This is a genomic window from Labrenzia sp. 5N, assembly GCF_012395805.1.
GTDB classification, from domain to species: Bacteria; Pseudomonadota; Alphaproteobacteria; order Rhizobiales; family Stappiaceae; genus Roseibium; species Roseibium algicola.
The window spans coordinates 42315-57105 of the sequence record NZ_JAAZTM010000009.1; the positions used below are offsets into that span (position 1 = coordinate 42315).

The window sequence follows — 14791 nt, forward strand, 5'->3', positions numbered from 1 at the left end:
TAAGTCGAGACTTTGGCATCCCATGGCAACCCGGGAGCGGTTGCCGGTTGGCAGGGGCCGCTCGGCTATTTGCCGGCCGGGTCGGGCAGCGCACCGCAAAAGCCGCCGCTCGGGGCGGTGCCGGAGCCCAGAGCCAGAAGTTTCGGAGCCTTGTAGGGATTGGGCGGTGTCGCAGATGCATCGAGAGCAATCATTGCCGCAAGTCCGGCAAGGGCGACGGAAGCTGTTACCAACCGGGTCATGATCTTGCCTCCAGCTTCAGGAGCGGGCGCAGTTTCACGCCGTAGATCGATCCGGCAAAGGCGGCCGCGAACCAGACCCAGCCGTGCAGGCTGCCGGTCGAGATGCCGGAAAAGAACGCGCCGACATTGCAGCCGAAGGCAAGGCGCGAGGAATAGCCCAGCAGAAAGCCCGCGACAATTGCGGCGAGCCAGGCTTGGGCCGGCAGCGACTGGATTTTCTGTGACAGGCCGCCGGTGCGCCAGCTGGCGACCAGAAAGGCACCCAGGATAATGCCGATATTGGTGAGGGATGTGTAATCCGTCAGCAGGCTATGGGTCAGGCGCTCGACGGAGGCAGGTGCACTCCAGAAAGCTGATCCGGAAAGATCCGCCCCTGCTGCAGATGCCGCCTTTGCAGCCCAAAGGCCAAGGCCATAGACAACGCCCCAGGGTTGGCCGGCCACGATCAGGTTCAGAATGGCAAGGGCGGCCAGCAACACAGCTGCAACTATCAGCCGGCGAGGCAGGCGCCGGTTTTCGGGAGCAGCCAGTTTCCAGAGCACTGCGGCGATTGCCGAAAGTCCGAGGAGGGTAATCGCTGCGCCTTGCCAGCCGGACAGGGTCAGAACGGGCAATGCCCCAAGATCTGTCCACCAGATCAGGTGATAGGCCCCGGCAAAGCTGCCGATGGCAAAGAAAGGCAGGGCGACAAGAGAAACCGCGTTGCCGGACCCGGCATTGACCAGGGTGCCGGACCCGCATCCAAGCACGACCTGCATGGCAGCGCCGAAGACGAAGGCTCCCGCGATCATGGCAAAGCCGATCGGGCCCTGTGCGCCGCTCAGCTCGCCCTGGCTTGCGGCAAGCAGGGGAAAGGCCACCAGTGAGACAAGGGCGATCGACAGAAGCTGCGCCCAAAGGCCGCCCGGGTCCCGGCGCAGGATCATCGCACGCCAGGGGCCGGCAAAACCGAAGCGCAGGCCTTCCAGCACGATGCCGAAGCCAAGGCCGACGGCAAGCAACAGGCCATACCGTCCACCAACCAGAAGGGCGGTGGCCAGAACGGCTGCAAGGGCGGCCAAAACAAGACCGCCGCGGCGCCAGATCGGCGTCGCAGCGGTGGTGTGAATGTCTGCGGCTGTGGTCACGTCAGTTCAGTATCTGGTTTATCAGGTTCTGTACGAGACCCGGTGTGTTGGCCATCTCGTTTCCGGACTGGGAATATTCGACCATGGAGCCCGCGTAAAGCTTTGCGTTTTCCACTCCGGCGACTTCGGACACCGCAAACCAGTGAGCTGCGGCCCAGTGGCCGGTGTTGCAGAAGGAAACCGTATCCTTGCCGTCTTCGACACCAAGCGATGCTTTCAGCGCGGCAGGATCGATGGCGGTGGACATTGCCGGCGAGCCTTCCTTGAAGAACGCTGTGTAGGTGTGGTTGATGGCGGTTGGCAGGGTTCCCGGACGCGAGGCAGCTTCATGCGCCTTCTTGCCGTTGAAGAAATCCGCCGGGCGAGCATCTACCAGAAGCGCGTTCGACTCGCCGGCGGCGACGGCGGAAACGTCTGCCGTGGTAGCCAGCCAGGTGTCGTCAAAGGTCAGTTCCAGCTCGCTCGGAAAGGCGGACTCTGCCGTGGCGTTGACCGGAAGGCCGGCGGCTTTCCAGGACTCCAGGCCACCGTTCAGGATCGACAGGTCGGTGAAGCCGGTGGATTTCAAGGTCCAGTAGACACGCGCGGCGGAACCGAAGTCCGTATCGGTCTTGCCTTCGGACAGGATGACGATCGGCGTGTCCTGTTCCAGGCCGAGTTCTTCCAGTTCGGCTTCCAGCTTTTCAACATCCACAAGGCCACCCGGATTTTCCGCCGGTCCGCGGAACATGCGGTAGGGCGCAAACAGCGCGCCGTCTGCATGGCCTTTTTCGTATCCCTCGTTGCGGATGTCCAGAAGCACCGGCTCCACGGTGTCCAGCGACGCGGACAGCTCGGCAGCTTCGACCAGCGGGCCGAAGCTTGCGGCGGTGGCGGATGTGGCGAGGCTTGCGGTCATCGCCAGTGCGAGAGCGAAATGTTTCATTGGTTCAGCCTTCCTTGTGCGCGGTTGACCTGAGGCCAGGCGCTTCAATTCTCAGGCGGAATTGTAAGGAGTTCCCGGTCGGGAGGCGTGGGATGGCGTTTCAATTTCCGTCACCGGACTGACATTTTAAACCAAGGCGGACATGCGCCGTGGCAATTGGTTGCGGCAAAGGCTTGCGGGCTGTCTCAAGTCTTCTGGTCTGCCGGCGAAACAAGTGGGCCCTGAAAACCGGAAAAGGGAAACCAAAACCTCATTTTGAGGAAGCGCGAAGCGCTGTCTCGAAGAATGGGTGGCAGTCTTCGGAGCAAGTACCCATCCTTCGAGACGCCGCTGACGCGGCTCCTCAGGATGAGGTGCAATGGATACTGGCCCTCAGTAAAAAGCCCGGGACATTGCCCGGGCTTTTCTGGTTCGTTCTATCAGGCTTATGCCGATTCCTTGTTCGCCGCACGTTCCGCGCGCTTGCGCTCATGCGGGTCGAGGACGGCCTTGCGCAGGCGGATGGAGTCCGGCGTGACTTCCACCAGCTCGTCGTCTGCGATGTAGGAAAGCGCTGCTTCCAGGGTCAGCTTCTTCGGCGTGGTCAGCTTGACAGCGTCGTCCTTGCCGGCAGAGCGGATGTTGGTGAGCTGCTTGCCCTTCAGCACGTTCACTTCCAGGTCGTTGCCGCGGGTGTGTTCACCGATGATCATGCCCGGATAAACCTTGGTGCCCGGATCGATCATCATCGGGCCGCGGTCTTCCAGGTTGAACAGGGCATAGGCAACTGCCTCGCCGGTGCCGTTGGACAGCAGCACGCCGGTGTGACGGCCCTGGATCGGACCCCGGTGCGGCTCATAGCCATGGAACAGACGGTTGAAGATCGCCGTGCCGCGGGTGTCGGACAGCAGTTCGGACTGGTAACCGATGAGGCCGCGGGTCGGGGCGTGGAACACCAGACGGGTGCGGCCACCGCCGGACGGCTTCATTTCCAGAAGGTCGGCCTTGCGTTCCTGCAGCTTCTGAACCACGACGCCGGAATGTTCTTCATCAACGTCGATGATGACTTCCTCGATCGGCTCCAGGCGGTTGCCGGCATCGTCATACTGATAGACGACGCGCGGACGGCCAACACCAAGCTCGAAGCCTTCACGGCGCATGTTCTCGATCAGGATCGCCAGAAGAAGTTCGCCGCGACCGGAGACGACAAATGCGTCCGGCTCGTCGGTGTCTTCCACCTTCAGGGCGACGTTGCCTTCTGCTTCCTTCTTCAGGCGGTCGCGAATGACGCGGGACTGAACCTTGGAGCCTTCGGTGCCGGCCAGCGGGCTGTCGTTCACGCGGAAGGTCATGGACAGCGTCGGCGGATCGATCGGCTGAGCCTGCAGGGATTCATTGACCGACGGGGCGCACAGCGTGTCGGCAACGGTTGCCTTGGTCAGGCCCGCGATGGCGACGATGTCGCCCGCTTCACCCTTTTCGATCGGCTGACGTTCCAGGCCACGGAAAGCAAGGATCTTGGAGATGCGGCCGTTTTCAACGACGCTGCCGTCACGGGAGAGCGCCTTGATCGGCATGTTCGGCAGAGCGGTGCCCGACACGATACGGCCGGTCAGGATGCGGCCCAAGAACGGGTCGGATTCGATGGTGGTTGCCAGGATGCGGAAATCGCCCGGCTGGGCTTCCGGCGGTGACACCTTGTCGAGGACCATGTCGAAGAGCGGGTCCATGCTGTCCTGCGGGCCGTTCGGCTCCAGAGCCATCCATTCCTGCTTGGCCGAACCGTAGAGCACCGGGAAGTCGAGCTGGTCTTCATTGGCGTCGAGGGCTGCGAACAGGTCGAAGACCTCGTCCAGCACTTCATCGGCACGCTGTTCCGGCTTGTCGATCTTGTTGATGGCGACGATCGGCTTCAGGCCGAGCTTGAGGGCCTTGCCGAGCACGAACTTGGTCTGCGGCATCGGGCCTTCAGCAGCGTCCACCAGAAGGATCACGCCGTCGACCATGTGCAGGATACGTTCGACTTCGCCGCCGAAGTCGGCGTGGCCCGGTGTGTCCACGATGTTGATGCGGGTGTCTTTCCAGACCAGCGAGGTGACCTTGGCCAGAATGGTGATGCCGCGCTCACGCTCGATATCGTTGGAGTCCATCATCCGTTCTTCGGTGCGCTGGTTGTCGCGGAAGGCACCGGATTGCTTCAGAAGAACGTCGATGAGTGTGGTTTTGCCATGGTCAACGTGCGCGATAATGGCAATATTACGAAGGTTCATGAGTGGCTCCAAAAGACAGAACGGGCCCTTGGGGACCCGCAGCTTGTCTGGAAGTTGATTATGCTATGGATCGGCATCCGCGCCGAATTTGGCGCCTTTATACGTGGCGCGAGGGAATTGTGCAACGCAATGTCACATCTACGCATTGACAGTGCTTCCTGAAGCGCCGTATTCGTAAGGTAACCTTACTAAAATGGGGTGGCGATGGGAGTTCCAACTCCGAATGTCGGTGTCACCATGCTGGTCGTTGATCTGGCACGGTTGCTGCGGCGAAACTTCGAGGCGGAGTTATCCAAGGTCGACACTGGTCTGACTGCCGGAGAAGCGCGTACGCTGTTTTATGTCTGGCGACTTCCGGGTCAAAGGCAGGCCGTTCTGGCAGATGCGATGTATGTCGAGCCTATGACCCTGGTCGGGTACCTGGACACGCTCGAAAAGGCCGGATTGATCCGCCGCTGCCAGGACCCGAACGACCGCCGGGCCAAGATAATCGAGCTGACGCCGTTGGCCGATCCATTGCTTGAGAAAATTGGGACTGCCCTGCAAGAGGTGCGCTCCAGGGCGCTTGAGGACATTCCCGCCGACCAACGGCAGATACTGGAATCGCTTCTGCAGACCATGAAGGACAGCCTGCTGCAGGAGGTTTCCAAAGGGAAACAGAAATGACCGCCGACAGCTCAATCATGAGCGCAAGACGTACATCGCTTCTCGGGGCCGGGCTTGTCGCTATCGGCCCGATCTCGATGGCGCTTTATACCCCGGCCATGCCGGCCCTGGTCGAAGCCTTCGGGACCACCGATTCAGCGGTCAAGCTTACCCTGACGGCGTATTTCGCCGGTTTTGCCGTCACGCAGCTGGTTTGCGGCCCTTTGACGGACGCCTTTGGGCGCAAGCCGGTCACGATCGCCTTCCTGGTCCTCTATCTCGTCTCAAGCGTGCTGGCGACCTTCGCGCCGACTGTCGAGTTCATGGTCTTTGCCCGAGCCCTTCAAGGTGTGGGGGCCGCGGTCGGCATCGCGGTGTCGCGCGCCATCGTTCGCGACCAGTTTACCGGCCAGGCCTCTGCCAGGATCATGAATACGATCGCGATGATGCTGGCGCTTGGTCCGGCAATCTCGCCCACCATCGGCGGGATCGTGCTGGAACTGTTCGGCTGGCAGGAAGTGTTCTGGTGCATGGTGATCTACGGTGCATTGCTGATGGTTGCGGTGCTCGTGTTTCAGGTTGAAACCAACCCGCAGCCGGGCAAGCATCACCTCAATCCGCGGCAACTGGCGATCAACTACGGCACCTTGCTGAGGGACCCGAGGTTTCTGGCGCCAAGCCTTCTCATCGGTTTCGGGCTCGGAAACCTTTATGCCCTGGCGACCGTCCTGCCTTTCATCCTGATCTATGAGGTCGGTCTCACGCCGTCCGCCTTCGGGCTGACCATGATCATCCAGTCGGGCTCCTTCATTTCGGGAACCATCCTGACCGGGCGTCTCCTTCGCTTCTTCGAAGCCCGCAAGCTGGTGCCCTACGGGCTCAGCCTCTGGGTCGTTGCGTCAACGCTGATGTGCTATGTCACGCTCACCCATGAACCGACGATCCTGACGGTCATGGGGCCGGTGGCGCTGTTCACCTTCGCACTGGCGCTGGTTCTGCCGGCAAGCTTCACCGAATCCATGGCGCCGTTCCCGCATATCGCCGGTTCGGCAAGTTCCATGCTCGGCTTTCTGCAGTTCGGCGGCGGCATTGTCGCCAGCCTCGCGATCGCCGCACTCGGAGAGCCGATCCTCGGTCTCGCTTTCATTCTGCCGGGTATGCCCATCGCCGGCATCATTCTGTTCCTGATCCTGCGCAGCCAGATCCGTCAGCCGGCGGCGGCGGAGTAGGCGCACATTATCCGCCTCTCCGTCGTCATCCCGGCCAAGCGCAGCGCGAGCCGGGACCGGGGAGGCACAGCGCCGACTGATAAGTCTCCATCGGAAACACCTCGGCTCTCCGGTCCCGGATCTCCGCTTCGCTGCGTCCGGGATGACGAAGGTAGGTTTTTTTAAAACAAACGGGCCGGTTTCCCGGCCCGATCTTTTTTCTGGAAACTCAGATCAGGCCTTGCGAACCGGGTCCAGCGTGACGGTGTGCAGTTCGACGTCGTCACGGTCCATCAGGCGGACGGTGAGCTGCTCGCTCTGGCCGTCGATGTCGACCAGGCCGAAGAACTGAAGTCCCATGGACGGGGGTAGGTTGGCACCCTGTTCCGCAGTCGGGGCCTTGATGTACTTAAGCTCCGGGCCGAAGGTCATGTCGAGATCGTTCGGGCCGAAGGTGCCGGCATGGATCGGGCCGGAGACGAATTCCCAGAACGGTTTGAAGTCCTGGAACTGGGCCTTGTCCGGATTGTAGTAATGCGCGGCGGTGTAGTGCACATCGGCGGTCAGCCAGACGATGTTGTCGATATCGGCTGTCTTGATGAAGCGCAGCAGATCGGCGAATTCCAGTTCTCGGCCTTTCGGTGCGCCGTGATCGCCGTTGGCAACCGCTTCGGCGCCGGCCTGGTCTTTCCAGTTGTCCCAGACGATCAGGCCGATCGGCATGTCGCAGGCGATGACCTTCCAGGTGGCGTTGGAATTCAGAAGTTCACGCTTCAGCCAGGCAAGCTGCTCGGCACCGAGGATGCGCGAAGCCGGTGTCATGGTGTCTTCCATCGAGGCGCCGTTCGGCCCGCGATAGGAGCGCAGGTCCAGGAAGAATACGTCCAGCAGCGGACCATAGGCGATCTTGCGGTAGACGCGGCCCGGCTCGGCCGGGGTGTAGCGGATGGGAGCCAGCTCGTGGAAAGCCCGGCCGGCGCGGGCGGCCAGCAGGTGGATGTTCTTCTCGCTGTAGCGATCGTCGGACAGGAGGTCCTTGGAGGACGACCAGTTGTTGACGACTTCATGATCGTCCCACTGGAAGAAGGTCGGCACTTCCGCGTTGAACGCCTTGAGGTTCTCGTCCATGAGGTTGTATTTCCACTGGCCGCGATATTCGTCCAGCGTTTCGGCAACCTTGGATTTTTCTTCCGTGACGATGTTCTTCCAGACGGTGCCGTCCTTCAGCTCGACGGTTTCCTTCATCGGGCCATCGGCATAAATCGTGTCGCCGGAGTGGATGAAGAAGTCCGGCTGATGTTTTGCCATGGTGGCGTAGGTTTTCATGCCGCCGCGGTCGGTATCGATCCCCCAGCCCTGGCCGGCGGTATCGCCCGACCAGGCGAAACGAATGTTGCGGCGGGACGCCGGGGCGGTGCGGAAGCGGCCGGTCATCGGCTCGGATACGGCATTGACGTCGTTCAGGTCGGCAAAGGCGACGCGGTAAAAGACATCCTGATCGGACGGCAGGTTCTCAAGCAGTCGCTTGACGGCAAAATCCGAGTCGGGAAGCGCATTGATCGGGGCAAGGCGCCGCGGCGTTTCGAACGTGCCGGTGGTGTCGACCTCCACCAGCATTTGCGCCGGGCGGTCCGAGCGAGCCCAGATCATGCCGGAATTGGCATCAACGTCACCGGACTGAAGGCCGTGCGTGATCTGCGGACGCGAGGCCGCACGCGAGAGGCCCGGCATGGCCAGCGGTGAGGCCACTACCAGACCGGTAGCAACCGATGATTTCAGAAAATTGCGTCGAGAAACGTTTGAAGACATTTTCAAGCTCCGTGGCTGGGGACCGCAGGGGCGAGTCCCTTGGCAAAAACATCAGGTGCTGAAGCTCCGTGACAGACGGATGTCCGTTCCAAGACCGTTTCCCGAATTTTTGATGACGGCGTGTACGGATTGCCGGAAAACCGCCGCGGAACGATTGAACCTCCAAATTGCTTCCAAATCGTGATCGTCCACAGCCTTGGAGCGGGGTCAAGCAGGGCGAAGTCGCATTGGTGCCGCTTGACCGTCGGTGTCAGACGGGCCAAACACGTGCCTGACCGTCAAAAGGACGCAATGATGCCGACCCCGACAGCCTACGAGCCGCCGCGTTTCGACGCCGGACACCAACGCCCCCACGTGATGGGGATCCTGAACGTGACCCCGGATTCCTTTTCCGATGGCGGGCGCCACGCCAATGCGGATGCCGCCTTGCGGCGTGCACAGGAAATGATTCTGGAAGGGGCCGATATTCTGGATGTCGGCGGCGAAAGCACGCGGCCGGGGTCCGAACCGGTGCCGCTGGACCTGGAATGGTCGCGGCTCGATCCGATCCTCGATCAGGTGATCGACATGGGGACGCCCGTATCGATCGATACCTACAAGGCGGAGATCGCGCGCCGCGCCTGCGCGGCAGGGGCGGTCATCGTCAATGATGTGTGGGGTCTGCAAAAGGATCCAGCCATGGCTGAGGTTGTTGCCGAGGCCGGCGTGCATGTAGTTATGATGCATAACCGTCTTGCCGCCGATGCCGGACTGGACATTCTTTCGGACATCGACCGGTTCTTCGAAATCTCGATGGAACTGGCGGAAAAGGCAGGGATCGCCAGGGAAAAGCAGATCCTTGATCCGGGCTTTGGCTTTGGCAAGACCATCAACCAGAATTTCATCGTCCTGAACCGTTTCGAAACGCTGAAGAAACACGGCCTGCCGCTGTTGGCGGGTGCGTCGCGCAAGCGCATGATCGGTGCCGTGCTGGAAGCGGAAACGGAAGACCGGCTGTTCGGATCCGTTGCCGTTCACATGACGGCCATGCTGAAAGGGGCTGCGATTGTGCGGGCGCATGACGTAAGTCCACATGCCGATTGCGTGCGTATGATCGAGGCAACCCGCCTGGAACGGAACCCTGTCGAATGAATGCCGAAAATGCGATGGCTGACGCCCCGACCCGCTGTGCGCTCGGGCTCGGATCCAACCTTGGAGACCCGAAGGCCAATCTGGATGAGGCGATCCGCCGGCTGGAGGAAACACCCGGCGTCATGCTGGTGTCCAGGTCCTCCGATTACCGGACGCCGCCCTGGGGGCCGGTGCCGCAGGACGATTTCCGCAATTGCTGCGTGGTGATCGATACTACCATGAGCCCGCAGGCGCTGCTGAAGCGCTGTCTTGAAATCGAGACCGAACTCGGACGTGTGCGCGACGTGCGCTGGGGACCGAGAACACTGGATATCGATGTTCTGATCTACGGTCTGCAAAAGGTTGCCGAAAACGACCTCGAAATCCCGCACCCGCGCATGGGCGACCGGGCCTTCGTTCTGATCCCGCTCGCCGAAATCTGGCCCGACGCTCCACTGGGCGACGGCCGCACCGCGATGGAAGCATTGGAAACCTGCCCGGACCAGGATGGCGTGGTGAAGCTGGACGGGTGAAGTTTTGAACCGAGCGGCGATAGCGCCGGGGCGGCGAAGCCGACAGTTGGAACGTTAATTTAAACATTCTTGGACAGGATCCGGCTGGAGATTATCCAGGTCACGTATTCATGTCAGTTGTTCAAAGTCTGAAAAATGCTCTTGAGAAGCGGCATCTCCTGTCGGCGGATACGCTCACGTTTGCCTTTGGGGCTATCCTGATCCCGAACGCCGTCTTCATTTTTCTCAGCTTGTTCTACTGCCCTTTCCGGACGTTCTTCGTTCTGCTGTTGTCCTTGATCTGCCTGCTGGGTCTCTACCTGCATCGGTCTGTCTTCTTTGTTCTGCTTCTTGCGGTGATGACCGTTGACGTTCTTGTCCTGATTTCCAACTTTTTCCAGATGCCGTTGCCAATGCTGGTCGACTCCCTGCGTTACGCCGGCAATCTCAGCCTGATGAATTCGGCAGTCTACCTTGCGGCCGCCGTTGTTCTGCTGGTGTCCTTTGCCCTGACGTACAAAGTCGTGGTTCGCACCCGTCAGAACCGCCAGACAGTGAACCTGGCGCCTTTTTTCGTGGTGCTCGCGATATACGCCGGTATCGACTGGTGGGCGAACTCCCTGCCTCAGGAATATGCGCTGGCAGCCACGAGCGTTGAGGAAAGCTATGTGCCGACCGACGATGCGGCCAGTCTCTACAGCGGCCTGGAAGATCATCTGGACGATGCACAAAAGCGCAATGTGCTTGTGGTGATGGTGGAAGGCCTGGGCGCGTTTGCCTCTCAGGAACTGCGAGACCTGATCTGGCAACCTCTGTTGGAACGCGATGTTGCCGAGCACTATGTCGTTGAACAAGGCGACGCGGTGTATTTCGGGTCGACGACCTCCGGCGAGGTTCGCGAGCTTTGCAATCTCAAGGCGGATTATCGGGATTTTCGCGATCGGGAGAGTGGTGAGTGTCTGCCGCTGAAAGCCGTCAAAGCGGGATACCGCACAGCCGCGTTTCATCCCTTTACGGGTAACTTCTTCGAACGGTTCGATTGGTATCCGAAGATCGGCTTCCAGGACCTCTTCTTCATGGAAAACAAACTTGGGTTTGGCGGTGACCGAACCCTGCCCCTATGCGGGATCGCTTTCCAGGGATATTGCGATGAAGACGCTGCCGAAGCCGTTGGGAAATTTCTGTTGGAAGCTGACGGTGACCGCAAGTTTGCCTATTGGCTTACGCTGAATTCCCACAAGCCGGTCAATCCCGGTGAAGTGCCGCCGAGATTTTCCTGTGACGATGGCGGCGGTGTTTTTGGAGATGTCGAACTTTGCCGGATGGCGGAGCAGTGGGTGAATGTCTCACATCTGGTCAAGGCCATCGCGCTTGAAGAAAGTCTCGCGGAAACCGAAATTGTGCTTGTCGGCGATCACCATCCGCCTCTTTTTTCACGGAGCGCACGCAACAAGTTTGCTCCAGGAAGAGTTGCCTGGCTTCACCTTAAGCCCAAAAGAGACGAGCAACAGACACTTGCGGCAAAGTTGTCAGCTACCCAGAACTAGTATGGCTGTTCTGGGAGCAAGATCTGACTTGGGTGGTAATCTGTTACAGTTTGGCTGGTCGTTTCAACGCGTTGCCAGTCCAACAAAACTCTCCATGTGAAACCCGGCAGTTGCCTGGCTTTGCCGGTGTTCCTGGCCAAAGGGGCAGGCCCGTCTTGCCAGGCAGCCGGACCAGCAATCGAGGTTGCGGTTGGTCGCCAGATGGTTTCGGCAGTCAGTGACCTTGTAGCCTTCGTGCACCGTAACAGCACCGACCGGGCAAACCGTGAGGCAAGGTGCATCGGTGCAGGTCGGGCAGGGGCCGTCCATCGTGTCCGGCATCGGTCCGTCAAAGGGTTTCGCACTCAGAAATGCTGCGCGGAAGCCGGCCCAGGGGCCGAAGGTCCGGTGGGCGAGAACGCCGAGGGGGCTTTGGGAGAAGCCGCCGCATTTCATCGCCCATTGCTGGAACGGGTAATAGGGCGGGCCTTCGAAGGGAAACACCGGTTCGTAGCCGGATGTCTCGGCAAGGTCCAAAAGGCTGCGCCGCGTGTAGCGGTCGAGAGGATCCGGGTGGCCGTTTTTGTATTCCGGACTTGCCGTCAGGTGCGGCCAGATCGACGGACCGGTGCTGCCGATCAGGAGAAGGCTTCGGGCCTGCTTGCCGCTGGCAAGAGCTGGAACGGCAACGGTGCCATCAGGAGCAAAGCCGCCGAGCAACAAAAAACCGGCGGCAGCAAGGTTCTGTTCGAGCTTTGCTGCCGCCGGTGTTGTCATGTCAGAGATCTCAGCCGATCCGGTCGCGCTTGGCGAGGGTGCGCAGGCGCAGGGCATTCAGCTTGATGAAGCCGGCGGCGTCCTTCTGGTCGTAAGCACCCTGGTCGTCCTCGAAGGTGACCAGCTCTTCGGAATAGAGCGAATAGGGCGAGGACCGGCCAACGAGGATGACGTTGCCCTTGTAGAGCTTCAGCTTGACGGAGCCGGTGACATGCTCCTGGCTCTTGTCGATGAGGGCCTGCAACATCTCGCGCTCCGGCGAGAACCAGAACCCGTTGTAGATCAGCTCGGCGTAACGCGGCATCAGTTCGTCCTTCAGGTGCGAGGCACCGCGGTCGAGCGTGATGGATTCCATGGCGCGGTGCGCCGTCAGGAGGATGGTGCCGCCCGGCGTTTCGTAGATGCCGCGGCTCTTCATGCCGACGAAGCGGTTCTCGACCATGTCGAGACGGCCGATGCCGTTGTCGCGGCCATAGTCGTTGAGTTTGGCAAAGAGCGTTGCCGGCGACATCTTCTCGCCATTGAGGGAGACGGCGTCGCCCTTTTCGAAGCCGATTTCGATATAGGTGACTTCGTCCGGTGCTTCGGTCGGGTCGACCGTGCGCTGGAACACGTAGTTCGGTGCTTCCTCGGCCGGGTCTTCCAGCACTTTGCCTTCCGATGAGGAGTGCAGCATGTTGGCGTCAACGGAGAACGGGGCTTCGCCGCGCTTGTCTTTCGGAACCGGGATCTGGTGTTGTTCGGCGAATTCCAGAAGGTCGGTCCGGGACTTGAACGTCCAGTCGCGCCACGGCGCGATCACCTTGATGTCCGGGTTGAGGGCATAGGCGGACAGTTCAAAACGCACCTGGTCGTTGCCCTTGCCGGTTGCGCCGTGGGCAATCGCGTCGGCGCCGGTTTCCTCGGCAATCTCGATCAGGCGCTTGGAAATCAGTGGCCGGGCGATGGAAGTGCCGAGCAGGTAGACGCCCTCATAGACGGCGTTGGCACGGAACATCGGGAAGACGAAGTCGCGGATGAATTCCTCGCGCAGATCGTCGATGTAGATTTCCTTGATGCCGAGCATTTCGGCTTTCTTGCGCGCCGGCTCCAATTCCTCGCCCTGGCCGAGATCGGCGGTGAAGGTCACCACTTCGCAGCCCAGTTCGGTCTGCAGCCATTTCAGGATGATGGAGGTGTCGAGGCCGCCGGAATAGGCCAGCACGACTTTTTTGATGTCACCATGCGCCATTTTGGGAAAAATCCAGTTCGATGTTCCTAGCGGTTTCCCGCCGATGAAAATTTGCGGCAATTTAGCCGGTTCTATGCATGGCGCAAGCCCCGCGATGCACTCATTTCGTCGCGTTTCGCTCTACACGGGTCGATCTGCCATGTCGGGAAATTTTGGCGGGCGCCCGTTACTGCGCCGCCACCGTTTGCGCGGTTGCCCTGGCGCCGTATCGGGCCAGGAACATGTCGACGCTTTCCTCGATGATCCGTTCCATCTCGGGTCGGGTCGTCACGCGGCCGCTGTGTATGTTCGGGTAGAAGGATCGGGCCTTGATCAGGCCGAGAAATTGCGTGGCCGCCAGGGACGGGTCGTCGGCCGTGAGCTTGCCTTCACGCGTGGCGCGATCCATGAACTCGGTAAAGACGGAGATCTTGGTCATGCGGCTGTCCATATCGGCTGCAAGGGCCGGGTCGCGGATCGTTTCGCTCATGACCATGCGGGCCAGGCTCATGAAGCACGGGTTGATCATGAGCTCGCCTTCGGCCCAGCCGAGACGCACCAGGGCATCGCGAATGGGCGCCGCCGGGTCGTAAGCGACTTCAAGCGCCGAGTTGATCTGATCGGCAAGGCACTGGTTGATCTCCTTGAAAAGCACGTCCTTGCTTTCAAAGTGATTGTAGACCGTGCGCTTGGAAACCTGGGCTCGCTCGGAAATCCGGTCCATGCTGGCTCCGGCATAACCCTTTTCCTGAAACTCGGCGATTGCAGCCTCGACGATCTGCTTCTTTTTCTGATCCGATACGGACATTACCTACTCATATATACCCCGTTGCATTATCTGTCAGACGACAGGACCCCCGCCTCTTTAATCCCAAAAATCGCGCCCTATGTAAACTCTGGCGTTTACAGATGTGCAGTTACGAACTAAACTGCACGGTGTAGTTTACATCCTTTAGCCAGAATTGGCCAGCCAAAGGAGACGCCTCCTCATGTCAGTGACATTAAAAATCAACGGGGAAACGCGTACGCTCGACGCGGATCCCGAGAGCCCCCTGCTGTGGGCTCTGCGCGACGAGCTGGGAATGACGGGGACAAAGTTCGGTTGCGGCATCGCTTCCTGCGGTGCCTGCACGGTTCACATGGACGGTATTCCGGTCCGGTCCTGCCAGACGTTCGTCGGCGACCTTGAAGGTGCTGAAATCACAACGATCGAAGGTATCGACGGCAAGGCGGCTGCTGCTGTCCAGGCCGCCTGGAACGAGCTGGACGTGCCGCAATGCGGGTATTGCCAGTCCGGCCAGATCATGGCCGCAACAGCCTTGCTTGCCGAAACGCCCAAGCCGACCGACGAGGACATCGACGCAGCCATGGACGGCAATGTCTGCCGCTGCGCCACCTATGCCCGGATCCGCAAGGCCATCCACCTTGCTTCAGACAAGATGGAGGCCTGA

At 60.4% G+C, this 14791-nt stretch carries 14 protein-coding genes; 6 read left to right on the forward strand and 8 right to left on the reverse strand.

Features of this window, described 5'->3' with window-relative positions; translation table 11 throughout:
• Nucleotides 1–65: 65 nt before the first annotated feature.
• The 4 genes from HEP89_RS09945 to typA all read right to left on the reverse strand — a co-directional run bounded on the left by HEP89_RS09945 (nucleotide 66) and on the right by typA (nucleotide 4543).
• The gene (locus tag HEP89_RS09945; RefSeq protein WP_168687431.1) at nucleotides 66–242 is read right to left on the reverse strand and encodes a hypothetical protein; all 177 of its coding nucleotides are present in this window, start codon (nucleotides 240–242) and stop codon (nucleotides 66–68) included.
• Entirely contained in the window at nucleotides 239–1369 is a 1131-nt protein-coding gene (locus tag HEP89_RS09950; RefSeq protein WP_168691937.1) for a YeeE/YedE family protein, read from the reverse strand. Before HEP89_RS09950 ends, HEP89_RS09945 begins: the two co-directional genes overlap by 4 nt.
• Before the next feature lies 1 nt (nucleotide 1370).
• Nucleotides 1371–2294, reverse strand: a complete 924-nt coding sequence (locus HEP89_RS09955; RefSeq protein ID WP_055659805.1) for a rhodanese-like domain-containing protein — start codon at nucleotides 2292–2294, stop codon at nucleotides 1371–1373.
• A 425-nt stretch (nucleotides 2295–2719) separates the two neighbouring features.
• Nucleotides 2720–4543 (reverse strand): translational GTPase TypA, encoded by a 1824-nt coding sequence (typA, locus tag HEP89_RS09960; protein WP_023002822.1) that lies wholly within the window; start codon nucleotides 4541–4543, stop codon nucleotides 2720–2722.
• Nucleotides 4544–4747: 204 nt separating this feature from the next.
• Between typA and HEP89_RS09965 the strand changes: the two genes are divergently transcribed.
• Together HEP89_RS09965 and HEP89_RS09970 are read left to right on the forward strand one after the other, a co-directional pair.
• Complete coding sequence (locus HEP89_RS09965) at nucleotides 4748–5209, forward strand: MarR family transcriptional regulator (protein WP_152505321.1); 462 nt, start codon at nucleotides 4748–4750, stop codon at nucleotides 5207–5209.
• Entirely contained in the window at nucleotides 5206–6417 is a 1212-nt protein-coding gene (locus HEP89_RS09970; RefSeq protein ID WP_168691938.1) for a multidrug effflux MFS transporter, read from the forward strand. Before HEP89_RS09965 ends, HEP89_RS09970 begins: the two co-directional genes overlap by 4 nt.
• A 213-nt stretch (nucleotides 6418–6630) precedes the next feature.
• Here HEP89_RS09970 and HEP89_RS09975 read toward each other — a convergent pair whose 3' ends face one another.
• Nucleotides 6631–8205, reverse strand: a complete 1575-nt coding sequence (locus HEP89_RS09975; protein ID WP_168691939.1) for an alkaline phosphatase — start codon at nucleotides 8203–8205, stop codon at nucleotides 6631–6633.
• Between the two features lie 294 nt (nucleotides 8206–8499).
• On the opposite strand from HEP89_RS09975, the gene folP reads away from it, so the two are divergent.
• The 3 genes from folP (at nucleotide 8500) to HEP89_RS09990 (ending at nucleotide 11374) form a co-directional block, all read left to right on the forward strand.
• Nucleotides 8500–9336 (forward strand): dihydropteroate synthase, encoded by an 837-nt coding sequence (gene folP / locus HEP89_RS09980; RefSeq protein WP_168691940.1) that lies wholly within the window; start codon nucleotides 8500–8502, stop codon nucleotides 9334–9336.
• Entirely contained in the window at nucleotides 9333–9848 is a 516-nt protein-coding gene (folK, locus tag HEP89_RS09985) for a 2-amino-4-hydroxy-6-hydroxymethyldihydropteridine diphosphokinase (protein ID WP_077291535.1), read from the forward strand. Before folP ends, folK begins: the two co-directional genes overlap by 4 nt.
• Before the next feature lie 110 nt (nucleotides 9849–9958).
• On the forward strand, nucleotides 9959–11374 hold the full coding sequence (locus tag HEP89_RS09990) for a sulfatase-like hydrolase/transferase (protein WP_168691941.1): 1416 nt from the start codon (nucleotides 9959–9961) through the stop codon (nucleotides 11372–11374).
• Between the two features lie 63 nt (nucleotides 11375–11437).
• Here the strand turns inward: HEP89_RS09990 and HEP89_RS09995 are convergent, their stop codons facing one another.
• From HEP89_RS09995 to HEP89_RS10005, 3 genes are all read right to left on the reverse strand, one after another.
• Entirely contained in the window at nucleotides 11438–12130 is a 693-nt protein-coding gene (locus HEP89_RS09995) for a hypothetical protein (protein ID WP_168691942.1), read from the reverse strand.
• 10 nt (nucleotides 12131–12140) lie between these two features.
• Entirely contained in the window at nucleotides 12141–13361 is a 1221-nt protein-coding gene (locus tag HEP89_RS10000) for an argininosuccinate synthase (protein WP_023002831.1), read from the reverse strand.
• A gap of 166 nt (nucleotides 13362–13527) precedes the next feature.
• The gene (locus tag HEP89_RS10005) at nucleotides 13528–14148 is read right to left on the reverse strand and encodes a TetR/AcrR family transcriptional regulator (protein WP_152505326.1); all 621 of its coding nucleotides are present in this window, start codon (nucleotides 14146–14148) and stop codon (nucleotides 13528–13530) included.
• A 181-nt stretch (nucleotides 14149–14329) separates the two neighbouring features.
• Between HEP89_RS10005 and HEP89_RS10010 the strand changes: the two genes are divergently transcribed.
• Nucleotides 14330–14791, forward strand: a complete 462-nt coding sequence (locus HEP89_RS10010) for a (2Fe-2S)-binding protein (RefSeq protein WP_023002833.1) — start codon at nucleotides 14330–14332, stop codon at nucleotides 14789–14791.